Origin of the sequence: Allobosea sp. WAO (assembly GCF_001509835.1) — a bacterium.
Lineage (GTDB): Bacteria > Pseudomonadota > Alphaproteobacteria > Rhizobiales > Beijerinckiaceae > Allobosea.
The window spans coordinates 401,156-414,587 of the sequence record NZ_JXTJ01000006.1; the positions used below are offsets into that span (position 1 = coordinate 401,156).

13 protein-coding genes are annotated in these 13,432 nt (G+C 67.6%); 7 read left to right on the forward strand and 6 right to left on the reverse strand.

Annotated features, from left to right (window positions below; genetic code table 11):
- The first annotated feature begins 198 nt into the window (after positions 1-198).
- Complete coding sequence (locus tag DK26_RS10985) at positions 199-453, forward strand: PepSY domain-containing protein (RefSeq protein ID WP_248309931.1); 255 nt, start codon at positions 199-201, stop codon at positions 451-453.
- 113 nt (positions 454-566) lie between these two features.
- Here DK26_RS10985 and DK26_RS10990 read toward each other — a convergent pair whose 3' ends face one another.
- Complete coding sequence (locus DK26_RS10990; RefSeq protein WP_349236326.1) at positions 567-1,385, reverse strand: DUF2189 domain-containing protein; 819 nt, start codon at positions 1,383-1,385, stop codon at positions 567-569.
- A gap of 195 nt (positions 1,386-1,580) precedes the next feature.
- On the opposite strand from DK26_RS10990, the gene ligA reads away from it, so the two are divergent.
- Complete coding sequence (gene ligA, locus DK26_RS10995) at positions 1,581-3,731, forward strand: NAD-dependent DNA ligase LigA (protein ID WP_066471779.1); 2,151 nt, start codon at positions 1,581-1,583, stop codon at positions 3,729-3,731.
- 106 nt (positions 3,732-3,837) lie between these two features.
- On the opposite strand, the gene pepT is transcribed toward ligA, so the two are convergent.
- Positions 3,838-5,067 carry a peptidase T gene (gene pepT, locus DK26_RS11000; protein WP_066471782.1) on the reverse strand — a complete coding sequence of 410 codons (1,230 nt, stop codon included), beginning with the start codon at positions 5,065-5,067 and terminating at the stop codon, positions 3,838-3,840.
- A gap of 91 nt (positions 5,068-5,158) precedes the next feature.
- Positions 5,159-6,373, reverse strand: coding sequence for an alpha/beta fold hydrolase (locus DK26_RS11005; RefSeq protein WP_184231646.1), 1,215 nt, complete (start codon positions 6,371-6,373; stop codon positions 5,159-5,161).
- On the opposite strand from DK26_RS11005, the gene DK26_RS29340 reads away from it, so the two are divergent.
- Positions 6,372-6,755, forward strand: coding sequence for a hypothetical protein (locus DK26_RS29340; RefSeq protein WP_184231645.1), 384 nt, complete (start codon positions 6,372-6,374; stop codon positions 6,753-6,755). The two genes, DK26_RS11005 and DK26_RS29340, sit on opposite strands and share 2 nt — an antisense overlap.
- Here DK26_RS29340 and DK26_RS11015 read toward each other — a convergent pair.
- The gene (locus DK26_RS11015; protein ID WP_066471788.1) at positions 6,703-7,716 is read right to left on the reverse strand and encodes an AraC family transcriptional regulator; all 1,014 of its coding nucleotides are present in this window, start codon (positions 7,714-7,716) and stop codon (positions 6,703-6,705) included. The genes DK26_RS29340 and DK26_RS11015 overlap by 53 nt on opposite strands.
- A gap of 72 nt (positions 7,717-7,788) precedes the next feature.
- Here DK26_RS11015 and DK26_RS11020 point away from each other — a divergent pair, with 72 nt between their 5' ends.
- The 4 genes from DK26_RS11020 to DK26_RS11035 all read left to right on the forward strand — a co-directional run bounded on the left by DK26_RS11020 (position 7,789) and on the right by DK26_RS11035 (position 12,940).
- Positions 7,789-9,003, forward strand: coding sequence for an MFS transporter (locus DK26_RS11020; RefSeq protein ID WP_066471790.1), 1,215 nt, complete (start codon positions 7,789-7,791; stop codon positions 9,001-9,003).
- Between the two features lie 143 nt (positions 9,004-9,146).
- Positions 9,147-10,568, forward strand: a complete 1,422-nt coding sequence (locus DK26_RS11025; RefSeq protein WP_066472618.1) for an FAD-linked oxidase C-terminal domain-containing protein — start codon at positions 9,147-9,149, stop codon at positions 10,566-10,568.
- 47 nt (positions 10,569-10,615) lie between these two features.
- Positions 10,616-11,830: an MFS transporter gene (locus DK26_RS11030; protein ID WP_066471792.1), complete on the forward strand. Its 1,215-nt coding sequence runs from the start codon at positions 10,616-10,618 to the stop codon at positions 11,828-11,830.
- 162 nt (positions 11,831-11,992) lie between these two features.
- The gene (locus tag DK26_RS11035) at positions 11,993-12,940 is read left to right on the forward strand and encodes a 50S ribosomal protein L11 methyltransferase (protein ID WP_066471793.1); all 948 of its coding nucleotides are present in this window, start codon (positions 11,993-11,995) and stop codon (positions 12,938-12,940) included.
- Between the two features lie 26 nt (positions 12,941-12,966).
- On the opposite strand, the gene DK26_RS29835 is transcribed toward DK26_RS11035, so the two are convergent.
- On the reverse strand, positions 12,967-13,095 hold the full coding sequence (locus DK26_RS29835) for a hypothetical protein (RefSeq protein ID WP_282568030.1): 129 nt from the start codon (positions 13,093-13,095) through the stop codon (positions 12,967-12,969).
- Between the two features lie 68 nt (positions 13,096-13,163).
- Positions 13,164-13,406 (reverse strand): hypothetical protein, encoded by a 243-nt coding sequence (locus DK26_RS11040; RefSeq protein WP_066471795.1) that lies wholly within the window; start codon positions 13,404-13,406, stop codon positions 13,164-13,166.
- Positions 13,407-13,432: the final 26 nt, after the last annotated feature.

The following is a 13,432-nucleotide window of genomic DNA, read 5'->3' on the forward strand; positions in this document are numbered from 1 at the left end:
CTGCCGCAGCCGTTAGAGAACGCGCTTTCGCGCGCCATTGTTCCCCGCCAGTGCGAGCAGCACCGCTTGGCCACTCCGAACGGGCGCATCTCGCCTGCTGCGATTTGTCGTCGTGTTTTCGTCACGTGATGGCTCGAAGGTCGTCGTGGGGCAGCCGCTTCTCGGTGAGCTCCGCTGTCCTTCGCGCAGGAGATGTCGATGCGAAATCAATCCATGGCCGCGGGCGCGCTGCTTGCTCTTGCTCTCGCGGTCGGTCCGGCCGCCGCCGCTCCTCCCCAGAACGCCAAGCCCTTGTCCCAGATCGTCGCCGGCATCGAAGGCGTCAGCGGTTTTGCGAGCATCAAGGAGGTGGAGTGGGACAATGACGGCTATTGGGAGATCGAGTACCTCAAGGCCGACGGCTCCAGGGTCGAGGTGAAGATCGATCCTGTGACAGGCTCGCCGCGGAAGTGACCGGCTGAGCGCCAGTCACGCGGCATTCCTACAAGGTTCGGCCGTTGCCGTTGCAAGCTCAGGAAGGGCCGGCCATCAGTTCTTCCTGATATCCTGTGCTCCCGGCGGCGAAATTAGCGCGGCACGACCTTGCGGTAGATGTGCCAGCTCGCATGGCCGAGTATCGGCATCACCACCATCAGCCCGACCAGCACCGGCAAGGTACCGAGCACCAGCAGCGCGGTGATCGTCAGGCCCCAGCACATCATCGCCCGTGGGCTTTCCTCGACTGCGGCGATCGAGGTTCGCACGGCGGTGCCGACGTCGACATGCCGGTCCAGCATCAGCGGGAAGGAGACCACGGTCACCGAGAAGGCCGCGATGGCGAAGAGCAGGCCGAGCGCGTTCCCGACGATGATCAGCGTCCAGCCGTTCACGGTCGTGAAGAGCGGGACCAGGAAGCTCTCGGCCGAGGTCAGCGGGACATTGCCCATCAGCCAGCGATAGAGCACCCAGGCGCTGAGCAGCCAGGTGATGAACAGCCCGGTCAGCAGGCCGCCCAGGGTTGCGATCGGCCGGATCGCCGGGGATTTCAGCACGGCGAAGGCGTGCAGCCAGGACGAGTTGATGTGGAGCTCACGACGCCGGCTGATCTCGTAAAGGCCGACCGCGGCGAAGGGCCCGAGCAGGGCAAAGCCGCCGAGCAGCGGGAAGAGCAGCGGGAAGATGTTGTAGCTGACCGTCAGCTGCGCGATCACGATACCCGCCACCGGATAGATCAGTGCGATGAAGAGCAAATGGCTCGGCTGCGCCAGGAAATCGGCATAGCCACGCCGCAGCGCGTCGCCGATATCGCTGAGCGTCAGCGCGCGGACGGGCAGCGCCTCGGCGGGCCCGGCGGCTTGCACCGAACTCATGCGGGGGTGGGGGTGGGTGCTGTTGATATCGGCCATGGCGTTTATTCCCGGTTCCGGCCCGGTTCGCCTCGATGGCCCTGACGTGATCCCTGGTTCGAGAGCCTTGAGGCGTCGAGCATCCAATTGTCAGCCCGGTGAGCTTACACCCGGCGCGCTGCTGCCACAAATCGACGAACGCAAACGTGACAAAGGGTGCTTCGCAGGGGGCGGCCCCTCATCTAGAACAGCGCCATGACTGCCAATCCTGCCCTTCCCGTCGAAGACCTGATGCCCGAGGCGGCTCGCGCCGAGCACAGACTGCTCGTCGCCGAGATCGCCGAGGCTGACCGCGCCTATTTCCAGGACGATGCCCCAGTCCTGGAGGATGCCGTCTATGACGAGAAGCGCCGGCGGCTCAACGCGCTGGAAGGCGCCTTTCCGGAGCTGAAGGGGCCCGAGGCGCTCTCCGACAAGGTCGGCGCCAAGCCGTCCGGCAAGTTCGCCAAGATCCGCCATCGCGTGCCGATGCTCTCGCTCGGCAACGCCTTTGCGGACGAGGACGTCAGCGATTTCGTCACGCGCGTCAGAACCTTCCTCGGCCGCAAGGACGACCAGCCGATCGCCTTCACCGCCGAGCCCAAGATCGACGGGCTCTCGCTCTCCCTGCGCTACGAGAAGGGCGAACTGGTCAGCGCCGCGACCCGCGGCGATGGGGAGGAGGGCGAGGACGTCACCGCCAATGCCCGCACCATCGCCGAGATTCCGCACAGGCTGAAGGGCGGGGATATGCCTGAGGTCGCGGAGGTGCGCGGCGAGGTCTATCTCGGCCATGCCGATTTCGCGGCGATCAACCAGCGCCAGCGCGAGAAAGAAGAACGGGAGTTCGCCAATCCGCGCAATGCCGCCGCGGGCTCGCTGCGCCAGCTCGACGTTTCGATCACCGCCGCGCGGCCCTTGCGCTTCTTCGCCTATGCCTGGGGCGAAATGCCGGTGCTGCCGGCGCCGACCCAGTTGGGCGTTGTCGAGGCTTTTGCGCGCTGGGGCTTCCGCACCAATCCGCTGATGGTCCGCTGCGAGAGCGTCGAAGAGCTCCTCGCGCATTACCGGCTGATCGAGGCGCAGCGGGCGACGCTGGGCTACGATATCGACGGCGTCGTCTACAAGGTCGACGAGCTCGCCCTGCAGGCACGGCTCGGCTTCGTCGCGCGCGCGCCGCGCTGGGCGATCGCGCATAAATTTCCGGCCGAGCTCGCGACCACCGTGCTGGAGGCGATCGACATTCAGGTCGGCCGGACCGGGGCGCTCTCGCCGGTGGCGCGGTTGAGGCCGGTGACCGTCGGCGGCGTCGTGGTCACCAATGCGACGCTGCATAACGAGGACTATATCCGCGGCTTCGACTCGAAAGGACTGCCGATCCGCGACGGCAGCGACATCCGCATCGGCGACACGGTGACGGTGAAGCGCGCCGGCGACGTGATCCCGCGCGTCGAGGCGGTCGATCTCGCCAAGCGGCCTGCCGACGCGAAGCCTTACGTCTTCCCGACGAGCTGCCCGGTCTGCGGCTCGGATGCGGTGCGCGAGCACAATCCGCGCTCGGGCAAGGAGGATGCGGTGCGCCGCTGCACCGGCGGGCTTATCTGCGCGGCGCAGGCGGTGGAGCGGCTCAAGCACTTCGTCTCGCGCGACGCGCTCGACATCGATGGGCTCGGTGACAAGCAGATCGAGTTCTTCCATGCCGATCCTGATCTGCCGGTGAAGGAGCCGGCCGACATCTTCACGCTGGCTGAGCGCGATCAGGCCAACCTGAAGAAGCTGAAGGACAAGGAAGGCTTCGGAGCGACCAGCACGAAGAAGCTGTTCGAGGCGATCGAGGACCGGCGCAAGCCACCGCTGAACCGCTTCATCTTCGGGCTCGGCATCCGCCATATCGGCGAGACCAATGCGCGTCTGCTGGCGCGCCATTACGGCTCGTTCGAGGCCTTGCAGGCCGCCTGCCTAGCCGCCGAGAACCCGGAGAGCGAGGAGCGCGCGGCGCTCGACGCGATCGACGGCGTCGGCCCGACCGTGGTCGAGGCGCTGCTGCAGTTCTTCGCCGAGGAGCACAATCAGGAGATGCTCGCCCGGCTCTTGGCGCAGGTTACGCCGCAGCCGCTGGAGGCAGTTGCCTCCTCGAGCCCGGTCGCCGGCCAGATCGTCGTCTTCACCGGCGCACTGGAGCGCATGACCCGCGACGAGGCCAAGGCGATGGCGGAGCGCCTCGGCGCCAAGGTCGCCGGCTCGGTCTCGTCGAAGACCAATTTGCTGGTGGCCGGGCCGGGCGCCGGCTCGAAGCTCAAGGATGCCGCCAAGCACGGCGTCAAGGTGATCGACGAGGCCGGCTGGTTCGAGCTGGTCGGGGGATAGTTTCGCCGTCATGCTCGCCCTTGTGGCGAGCATCCACCTCTTGAACACCGTGCGAAGGAAGACGTGGATGGTCGGGACAAGCCCGACCATGAAGCGGAATGGCCGGCTAACCCCGCCCGGCCGCCAGCGTGCAGATCATCCGCGCCACCTCATAGGACTTCTCGAAGGCAGGCACCGGCAGGAACTCGTAGCGCGAGTGGAAATTATAGGCGCCGGTGAAGAAATTCGGCGTCGGCAGGCCGCGCGCCGAGAGCGCCGCGCCGTCGGTGCCGCCGCGCATCGGGATCTGCTTCTTTGGGATCTGCAGCGCCTCCAGCGCGGCAAAGAGCAGCGCGACCGGGCGATGGTCGTGGCCGAGGCTGTCATGGATGTTGCCATAGGTGTCGGTGATGCGGGCTTCGACGCGGCCGGTCGGATAGAGCGCGGCGATCTCGGCCGCGACCGCGCAGATGCGGCGCTTGCGCGCTGCGAAGCTCTCCTTGTCGAAATCGCGGATCAGCGCGCCGAGCTTCGCCTCGCTGGCATTGGCGGTGATGCTGTTGAACCAGACATAGCCCTCGCGCCCCTGCGTGTTCTCCGGTGTTTCCGCACGGTCGAAACGGGCGATGAAGTCCTGCGCCATCAGCACCGGGTTCACCAATACGCCCTTGGCTGACATCGGATGGGCGCTGACGCCGGTGAGGGTGATCTCGGCCGCGGCTGCGTTGAAGTTCTCGATCACCACCTCGCCGAGCTCGCAGCTGTCGATCGTGTAGGCGAAATCGCAGCCAAAACGCGACAGATCGAGCGCCTTGGCGCCGCGCAGGCCGATCTCCTCGTCGGGAACGAACGCGACGAGGATGTCGCCATGCGCGTCCTGCGAGCCGAGATTGGCGAGCAGGGTCATGATCACCGCGATCGCTGCCTTGTTGTCGGCGCCAAGCACGCTGGTGCCGTCGCCGGCGATGATCTCGGCCCCCTGCCAATCGCGTAGTTGCGGATGCTCGACGACGCGCAGCCAGATGTCCTGATCGCGGTTGAGGCAGAGATCCTCACCCTCGAAGCGCAGGCGCTGTGGCCGGATCTCCGACGAGAGCCCGGCATCGAAGGTGTCGAGATGGGCGATGAAGCCGATCTTCGGCGCATCCGGCACGGTGCCGCGCTTCACCGCCGTGACGGTGGCGTGCCGGTCGATGACGACCTCGTCGAGGCCGAGCGCACGCAACTCTTCCGCCAGCAGTTCGGCGAGGTGCTGCTGGCCCGGCGTGCTCGGCAACGTCACCGCCTTGGCGTCGCTCTGGCTCGCGACCGAGAGATAGCGGAAGAAGCGGTCGGTCAGCTGCTGGCGAATGCTCATGGTCGTTCCGTCGCGCGAGTGGTGGCTGATGTCTAAGAGGCGTCACGGGAGGAGGGCAGGGCGCTTGGCCTCAGGTTCTTGGCTGTCCGGCTCAGACAGGTGGGGTTGCGCCCAGGATGAAGCGCTCGATCCCGTCGAAGAGGACCGGCCAGGCCGGCTCCTCCGGCACGACGACGTGATTGCGGCTCTGGAGCAGCAGGAATTCGGCATCGGGAAGCCGCGAGGCCAGTTCCAACCCCTGTTCGAGCGGCTGGACACCATCATCGTTGGCATGGATCACCAGCGTCGGCACCGCAATCGCGCCCAGCAGATCCGAAACGTCGAAATGGTCGATCGCCCAGCGCAGAGCCGCGGCATTGTCGGCCGAGGTGGTGAGCCGCTGCAACTCGGCCAGGGATTCGATCTGCTCGCGGCTGCCATCGGGGATGAACAGGGTTGCGAAGGCCTTGATGAAGGGGCTGTTCGCCTTGCCCCAGCCATGCCGTATCAGGGTCAGCAGCGCCAGCCCCTGTTCCCGGTCGGCGCCCGATCGGACGAGCCGGCCCTTGACGAAGCCGCCATGCAGGACGAGGTGGCTCAGCCTGTCCGGGTGTCGCCTGGCATAGGCCAGCGCAATCGGCACGCCCTGCGACGTCCCGTAGAGCGCAAAGCGTTCGAGCCCGGCGGCGTCGACGGCAGCTTCCAGGTCCTCGACGAAGCGCTCCAAGGCCAGATCGCTGACGTCCCGATCGGAGAGGCCATTGCCGCGCTGGTCGTAGCGCAGCAGTGCAAACCGCTGACCGAGCCGGCTCAGCAGCGGGCGCCAGAGCGGGCTGTGCCAGTCATGTTCGAGATGCGTCAGCCAATGGCCTGCCTTGACCATCGGGTATCCTGCCCCGCTGGTGGCATAGGCGATGCGGGTGCCGTCGCGCGAGCGGCAGAAGGCGACGCGCTGATGCGGTGTCGCTGAGGTGGGTGCGGCCGCATGCGTGGTGGGCTGCTCGCGGCGTAGCGCCTGCACGGGCTCGACCGGGCCGATGAAGCGGAAGCCGCGCCGCGCCACGGTGCGGATCCAGTCCTGGCGCTTGCCGCCATCGTCGATCGCGGCGCGGGCGGCGCTGATCCTGGCGCTGATCGCCGAATCTGAGACGATGCGTCCGTGCCAGACCGCGGCGATCAGGTCGTCCTGCGACACCACGCGCTCGCGCTCGCTGACCAGATAATGCAGGAGGTCGAAGACCTGCGGCTCGATCGCGCGCGGCCGCCCGTCCGCGAGAAGCTCTCGCGTTTCCGGAACGAGCTCGAATGCCCCGAAGCGATAGCGCATGCCGCTTCTTACCATGCGGAAGTCGGGGCTGGTATCGATGCCGGCTTGCCTGGCGAAAAAGCAGGGAAAGGACAAGGAAAGCGCAAGAGCCCGGTCAAGCGCGGCGCCGCATGCTGCGCCAATCTCGCCATGGCAGCCGAAGGAGGCGATCATGGCACGGGAGCTTCACGACGCGATCATCCGCCGGACAGACGGCTCGATCGACATCGATTTCTACGCGCGCCGCAGCGCCCACCTGCGGCGCGAGGCCTTTGCCGCAACGCCCGGGATCGTCGCGCAATGGCTCAGGGCGGTATTCCTGGGCGCAGGCAGGCTTGTCCGGCGCAGCCTCAGGGCTCGCCGAACTGCTGGGGCGCTGACGAAGCCGGTGGCTGGCCGCTGAGCCCAGTCGGGGCATCCGCCTCGCCCGCGCGGAAATGGCTCGGCGAGGCACCGATGATGCGCTTGAAGGCGCGGCTGAACGACGCCTCGGAATCATAGCCCAGCCGGCGGGCCACGACCGCGATCCTCATCCTGTCGCGGACCAGCCATTGCCTGGCCTGGTGCATCCTGACCTGCGCGACATAGCGCGCCGGGGTCTCGCCGACGATCGCCGCGAAACGCTCGGCGAAGGCGGAGCGCGAGGCGTGCATCACGCCGGCCAGCGCCTCGACGGTCCACTCGTTGGCGGGATCGAGATGGATCGCCGCCAGCACCCGGCCGATATCCGGATCGCGCGCTGCCGCGACCCAGCCGGTGGAGTCGCCGCAGCCCTTCTCGACCCAGGTGCGGATCAGCGCGGCGGCGACGACATCGGCCAGCCGCGTCAGCATGCTGCCAGCCCCGACCCGGTCGAGCGCCAGCTCGCAGGCCATGGTGGCGAGCAAAGGCGGGATGCCGGGCTCGTTGGCCGCGAGCTCATGCATCCGCATCAGTTCCGGCATCATCCGCAGTAGCGGGTGCTGGCCGTCGACGTTGAAGTTCATGCTTGCGCTGAAGAACAGAGTCTCCTCGCCATCGCCGCCGCCACGCGCCTCGACGATGTCGCCGCAAACCGTCTGGAACTGGCATTTTCCGAGCGGCTTGGTGCAGGCGCCGGGCGCGCTCGCCAGGGCATGCTCGGCGCCCCGCGGCAGCAGCACGGCATCGCCCTGTTCTAGCCTGACCCATTCATCGGTCGGGGTGCGCAGCCAGCAGCCGCGCTCGGCGACGAAGTGGAAGCGCGCCGCCTTCTGCGCCGGGAAGAGCAGGCCCCAGGGCGCCGTCATCTGATAGCGGGCGTAGTCGACCCCCTCGAGCCGCAGGCCGCGCAGCATCTCGGTCAGCGGATCGGCCGACGCGGTTTTGGACGAATGGTCAAGCATTGCGGATTTCCTAGCATGGAAGCCCCAGAGCGTCACGCCTAACTCCGGTGTCCGATCTTTCCGGAGCGACCCATGTCGAATTCCCTCTCAGTCACCGCCGATCCCGAACTCGCCGATATCGCCGCCCATGAACGGAGCGCCGCGGCCTGGCCGGCGGTGCTTGCGCTCGGCATGGGCGTGTTCGCCCTGGTGAGCGCGGAGTTCCTGCCTGCAAGCGTCCTGACCTCGATCGCGGCCGATCTTTCGATCAGCGTCGGCGCGGCCGGACAGACCGTCACGGTAACCTCGCTGGTCGGCGTCGTCGCGGCGATCTTCACGCCGATCCTCACCAGCCGGTTCGACCGGCGCCTGGTGCTGTGGGCGCTGATGTTCCTGCTGGCGCTGTCCAGCCTGACCACGGCGCTGGCCAACGGGTTTGCGATGCTGCTTGCGGCGCGCTTCCTGCTCGGGCTCAGCCTCGGCGGCTTCTGGTCGATGGCTCCGGCGCTGACGCTGCGGCTCGTGCCGACAAAGTCCGTGCCGCGGGCGCTGGCGATCATCTCGGCCGGCGTCTCGGCGGCATTCATCGGTGCGGGGCCACTCGGGGCCTATCTCGACGCGCTGATGGGCTGGCGGATGGTCTTCATGCTGTCGGCCGGGCTCGCCGGCGTCGCCCTGCTGACGCTGCTGACGACCGTGCCCCAGTTGCCGCCGCAGGCCGTGCCGAAGCTCGGCACGCTCAACGAGCTTCTGCGGCGGCCGAGCGTGCGCCTGATGCTGCTCTCGGTGCTGGTCATCATCTCCGGCCAGTTCACCGGTTTCACCTATATCCGGCCGTTCCTGGAGCAGGCGCCGCAACTCGGCGTCACGGCGATCACCTTCGTCCTGCTCGGCTACGGCCTCGGCAATGTCATCGGCAATTTCGTCGGCGGAGCCGTGGTGGCACGCGGCGTCAAGCTCGCAATTGTCTCGTTCTCACTGGCGATCTCGGCCCTGGCGCTCGGCCTGATCCTGTTCGGGATCTCGCCCGTCGTGGCGGGGATCGCGGTGGCGCTCTGGGGCTTCGCCTTCGGCTTCGCGCCCGTCGGATTCCAGAGCTGGATGGTGCGGATCGCGGCCGACCATGCGGAGGCGGCAAGCGGGCTGCTGACCGCCGCCTTTCTGGTCGCGATCGCGAGTGGTGCCGTCTTCGGCGGCCTGCTGGTCAATCATGTCGGAGGCCTCGGACCGATCGGCTACATGGCGGTCGCGGCGCTCGCCGGCGCGGTACTTGTCCTCGTCGCCGGCAAGGAGCCGCCGCGTCCCTGAACAAGCCGCGCGGCAGCGACGGAGATGGCACTTCCGTTCCGGATGCAGAGCGCTCATGCTGCATCAGCTCTGGCCCGAGGCGGCGGACCGGTCGAGATTGCCGCGCAGCCGCGCCGAAGACCGGCATGAGGATCGAGAATCGCATGAACGCTACTGCAGCCACGTCGGCCATCTCCCGCCATCCCGCCCTGGACGGTTTGACGGCTGCGTTGCGCGATCTCCTCGGCCCGCGCTGCTCGACCTCGGAAGCCGAGCGCGAGCATCACGGCCATGGCGAATCCTATCATCCGACCAAAGCGCCGGACGTGGTCTGCTACCCCGCGACGACCGAAGAAGTCAGCCGCATCCTGACGCTCTGCCATCAGGCCAAGGTGCCGGTGATCCCCTTCGGCGCCGGTACCTCGCTGGAAGGCCATGTCGTCGCGCTGCATGGCGGCGTCTGCCTCGACCTCTCGCGCATGCAGCGCATCATCGCGGTCAATACCGAGGATCTCGACTGCGTCATCGAGCCCGGCGTCACCCGCAAGCAGCTCAACGAGCATCTGCGCGACACCGGCCTGTTCTTTCCGGTCGACCCCGGTGCCGACGCGACGCTCGGCGGCATGACCGCCACGCGCGCCTCGGGCACCAATGCCGTGCGCTACGGCACGATGAAGGACAATGTCCTGGCACTAACCGTGGTGCTCGCCGACGGCACCGTGCTGAAGACCGGCGGCCGCGCCCGCAAATCCTCGGCCGGCTACGATCTGACGCGGCTCTTCGTCGGCTCGGAAGGCACGCTCGGCGTGATCACCGAGATCACCCTGAAGCTCTACGGCATCCCCGAGGCGAGCTCGGTCGCGGTCTGCTCCTTCCCGGATGTCGGCGCCGCCGTGTCCTGCGCCATCGAGACCATCCAGAGCGGCATCCAGGTCGCTCGCGTCGAACTACTCGACGAGACCTGCATGCGCGCCATCAACCTACATAACGGGCTGAGCTATCCCAAGACCGCGACGCTGTTCATCGAATTCCATGGCACGCAGGCCGGCGTCGAACAGCAATCGGCGGCCATGCACGCGATCGCGCAGGGCCATGGCGGCAGCGGCTGGCGCCATGCCGCCAGCGCCGAGGAGCGCACCAAGCTCTGGCAGGCCCGCCACAATCTCCACTACGCCCTGCTGGCTTTGCGCCCCGGAGCCAGCAGCTGGGGCACCGATGCCTGCGTGCCGATCTCCGAGCTCGCCACCTGCATCACCGAAATCCGCGAGCACGCCAAGGATGCGCCCTTCCCGGTGCCGGCGCTCGGCCATGTCGGCGACGGCAATTTCCATATGGGCTTCCTGATCAAGATGGATTCGCCCGCGGAGATCGCCGAGGCCGAGCGGCTCAACGCCCTCCTGGTCAACCGCGCCATCGATCTCGGCGGCACCTGCACCGGCGAGCATGGCGTCGGCTACGGCAAGTCCAAGTTCCTGCGCCGGGAGTATGGCGACGAAGCGATCGCGGTGATGCGCCAGATCAAGCAGAGCCTCGACCCCGACAACATCCTCAATCCCGGCAAGGTCCTGCCGCCCGCGTCGCCGTGAAGGCCGCCAAGACCTGGCAGAGATGACCCGGCAGGCATGACGCGGCCATGAAGGAGTCTCCAGCGACACCGGGCTGGGTCAGCGCCCTCTCGGCGATGATCGTCGTGCAGATGGCGACCGCCTTCCTGACGCGGGTCACGCCGACCATCGCGCCCGCCATGTCGGCAGAGCTCGGCTGGTCCGACGCCGTGATCGGCTATCTTTCGAGCATCAGCACCGTCGGCTCGATCGCCTTTCTGGTGATGGGTGCGCCGATCATGCGCCGCTTCGGCTCGATCCGCGCGCTGCAGCTCGGCCTCGCCCTCGGCATTTTCGGACTCTGCTTCCTGCTGCCGCCCCTGCTGCCGGTGGCGATGGCCGGCGCCTTTCTGATCGGCCTCGGCTACGGCCCGTCCTCGCCGGCCGGCAGCGACGTTCTCCATCGCATCGCCCCGCCCCGCCACCACGCCCTGATCTTCTCGCTCAAACAGGCCGGGGTACCGGCCGGCGGCATCGTCGCCGGCCTCGCCTTGCCGCCGATCGTCGCCGCCTATGGCTGGCGCGCCTCGCTGCTGTTCTCGGCCGCGCTGGTGGTCGCCGTCATTCTGGTGGTGCAGCCGATGCGCCGCCGGCTCGATGCAGGGCGCGATCAGACGCAATCGTTGGCGCCGGGCGCCTTCCTCTCGCTCGGCAATGTGCTGGAGCCGTTGCGGGCGTTGCGGGGCTCGACCTCGGTGATGCGGATCGCCGCTGTCGGCGCCTGCCTCGCCATCGGCCAGGGTATCTGGTTCGCCTATCTCATCACCTTCGCGGTATCAGAGCTCGGCTACGATCTGCGCGCCGCTGGCCTCGCCTTCGCCGTGATGCAGGCCACCGGCGTGTTCGGCCGCGTGCTGCTCGGCTGGCTCGCCGACCGCATGCGCGCGAGCGTCCGGTTGCTCGCTTTCGTCTGCCTGGCGTCGGGCGCAACCTCGCTCGCGCTGATGCTAGCGACGCCAGCCTGGCCCTCCTGGCTGCTCTATGTGCTGGCGGCGGTGGCGGGCATCACGGTCTCGAGCTGGAACGGCGTCCAGATCGCCGAGATCGCCCGGCGCTCGCCGAGCGGGCAGATCCGCGAGGCGGCATCGGGCGCGACCATCGTCGTCTTCCTCGGCTATGTCGTCGGCCCCTTGTCCTTCGCGCTGCTCGTCGCCGCGACCGGCCGCTTCGACCTCGGTTTCCTGACCTGTGCCGCGGCCGGGCTCGTCGGTTTCCTGCTGCTCGCCACCAAGCGAGGCGCCTGAAACGCCTCCAAGATGCGCGGCCGCATGACAAGCCGTCGGCGGGCTGCGAGATCGCCTCCCGTCCGTCCGGACCCGGTTGCGGCGATCTATCTTTTTGTTATCGCATCGGAGTTTTCCGAAAAGTGGATTCCACTTTTCGGTCCGATGCTATAAGCCCGCGCCATGCGTGAAGGCCTCCTCCCCTCGACGGTCACGACCGTTCTCGAACTCTCGACCAGCGGCGAGCAGGCGCGCGCGCTGACCGAACTGCTCGGCGAGATCTTCGACCCGACGGAGACCGCGATCTCCGCCTTCGAGGTCGAGAGCGGCGTCACCACCCTGTCGCTGAACGAGCCCTGGAAGGTCGAGATCTACTTCTCGAGCCATCCCGACGAGGAGGCGGTGCGCGACCTGCTGCGGCCGATCGTCGGCGCTGTCATCGACGGCACCCCGTTCACCACCGTCAGCCAGCAGGACTGGGTCGCCAACAGCCTCGAAGGGCTGAAGCCGGTGCGCGCCGGCCGCGTCCTGGTCCATGGCGCCCATGACCGCGAGACCGTGCGCATCAACGATGTCGCGATCGAGATCGAGGCGGCGCTCGCCTTCGGCACCGGCCATCACGGCACCACCTCGGGCTGCCTGCTTGCCCTCGATGCCGAGCTGAAGAAGCGGCGCCCGCGAAACGCCATCGATGTCGGCACCGGCACCGGCATTCTCGCGCTTGCCCTGGCCAAGCAGATCAAGCGCAAGGTCGTCGCCGGCGATATCGACGCCGTCGCCGTCGAAGTCGCAGCCCGCAATGCCAGGCTCAATCACGCCCCGCAGGCGCTCGACCTTTATGTCGCGCCCGGCCTACGCCACGCCAAGGCGAACCGGCCCCGGCGTTTCGATCTGGTCTTCGCCAACATCCTGGCAGGACCGCTGCGCAAGCTCGCGCCGTCGATCGCCGCGGTCCTCTCCGATGACGGCGTCGTCATCCTCTCGGGCCTGCTCGAAATGGATGTCGCCGGCGTGGTTTCCGCCTATCGCCACCAGGACATCGCGCTGGTGCGGCGCTCCTCGCGCGAGGGCTGGGCGACGCTGGTCATGAAAAGAGGCGGCGCAGCCGCCAGGCCACGCCGCCTCCGATAGGCCGTCTGCTTCGAACGCTGCCGCGCTCAGAAGTCGAAATGGCCGTACTTCTCTTCGGCCTTCGCCTGCATGACACGGGCATCGTGCCAGACGGCGGCCGCGAACTTGGCGGCATCGGCAACGCTCTCGTAGACGTACTTGATGACAGCGATCATGGTCTTTCTCCTCGATCAGGGCGCGGCGCGTGTCGCAGCCGGCGCTCCGGGTTTCAGCGGATAGAAATTCAGCGGTTGAACGGCAGCTCGGCGTCGTTTTGCAGCGAAGCCTTCGGATAGCCGCCGAGGATCAGCTCGGACTCGCGGGCGAGGTACGAGTAGGCGCGAAGTTCGCGCAGCGCAGAGCGGCGGCGGCTCTCGATCATGGCGGCGTAGAGGCGCTGCCAGAAGCTCGGGCCGGCGGCCTTCGTGGTCGCCTCGGTGCGCTTGGCTACCGGCAGGTCCGTGGTGGTGTTCAGCACATAGGTCATAGGGTCCATCTCCTCAGCAAAACGAA

Bases quoted from the DNA above. Each gene is read 5' to 3' on its own strand.
- DK26_RS10985 (WP_248309931.1), top strand. From the start codon at position 199: ATGCGAAATCAATCCATGGCCGCGGGCGCGCTGCTTGCTCTTGCTCTC.
- DK26_RS10990 (WP_349236326.1), bottom strand. From the start codon at position 1,385: ATGGCCGATATCAACAGCACCCACCCCCACCCCCGCATGAGTTCGGTG.
- ligA (WP_066471779.1), top strand. From the start codon at position 1,581: ATGACTGCCAATCCTGCCCTTCCCGTCGAAGACCTGATGCCCGAGGCG.
- pepT (WP_066471782.1), bottom strand. From the start codon at position 5,067: ATGAGCATTCGCCAGCAGCTGACCGACCGCTTCTTCCGCTATCTCTCG.
- DK26_RS29340 (WP_184231645.1), top strand. From the start codon at position 6,372: ATGCCGCTTCTTACCATGCGGAAGTCGGGGCTGGTATCGATGCCGGCT.
- DK26_RS11005 (WP_184231646.1), bottom strand. From the start codon at position 6,373: ATGCGCTATCGCTTCGGGGCATTCGAGCTCGTTCCGGAAACGCGAGAG.
- DK26_RS11015 (WP_066471788.1), bottom strand. From the start codon at position 7,716: ATGCTTGACCATTCGTCCAAAACCGCGTCGGCCGATCCGCTGACCGAG.
- DK26_RS11020 (WP_066471790.1), top strand. From the start codon at position 7,789: ATGTCGAATTCCCTCTCAGTCACCGCCGATCCCGAACTCGCCGATATC.
- DK26_RS11025 (WP_066472618.1), top strand. From the start codon at position 9,147: ATGAACGCTACTGCAGCCACGTCGGCCATCTCCCGCCATCCCGCCCTG.
- DK26_RS11030 (WP_066471792.1), top strand. From the start codon at position 10,616: ATGAAGGAGTCTCCAGCGACACCGGGCTGGGTCAGCGCCCTCTCGGCG.
- DK26_RS11035 (WP_066471793.1), top strand. From the start codon at position 11,993: ATGCGTGAAGGCCTCCTCCCCTCGACGGTCACGACCGTTCTCGAACTC.
- DK26_RS29835 (WP_282568030.1), bottom strand. From the start codon at position 13,095: ATGATCGCTGTCATCAAGTACGTCTACGAGAGCGTTGCCGATGCCGCC.
- DK26_RS11040 (WP_066471795.1), bottom strand. From the start codon at position 13,406: ATGACCTATGTGCTGAACACCACCACGGACCTGCCGGTAGCCAAGCGC.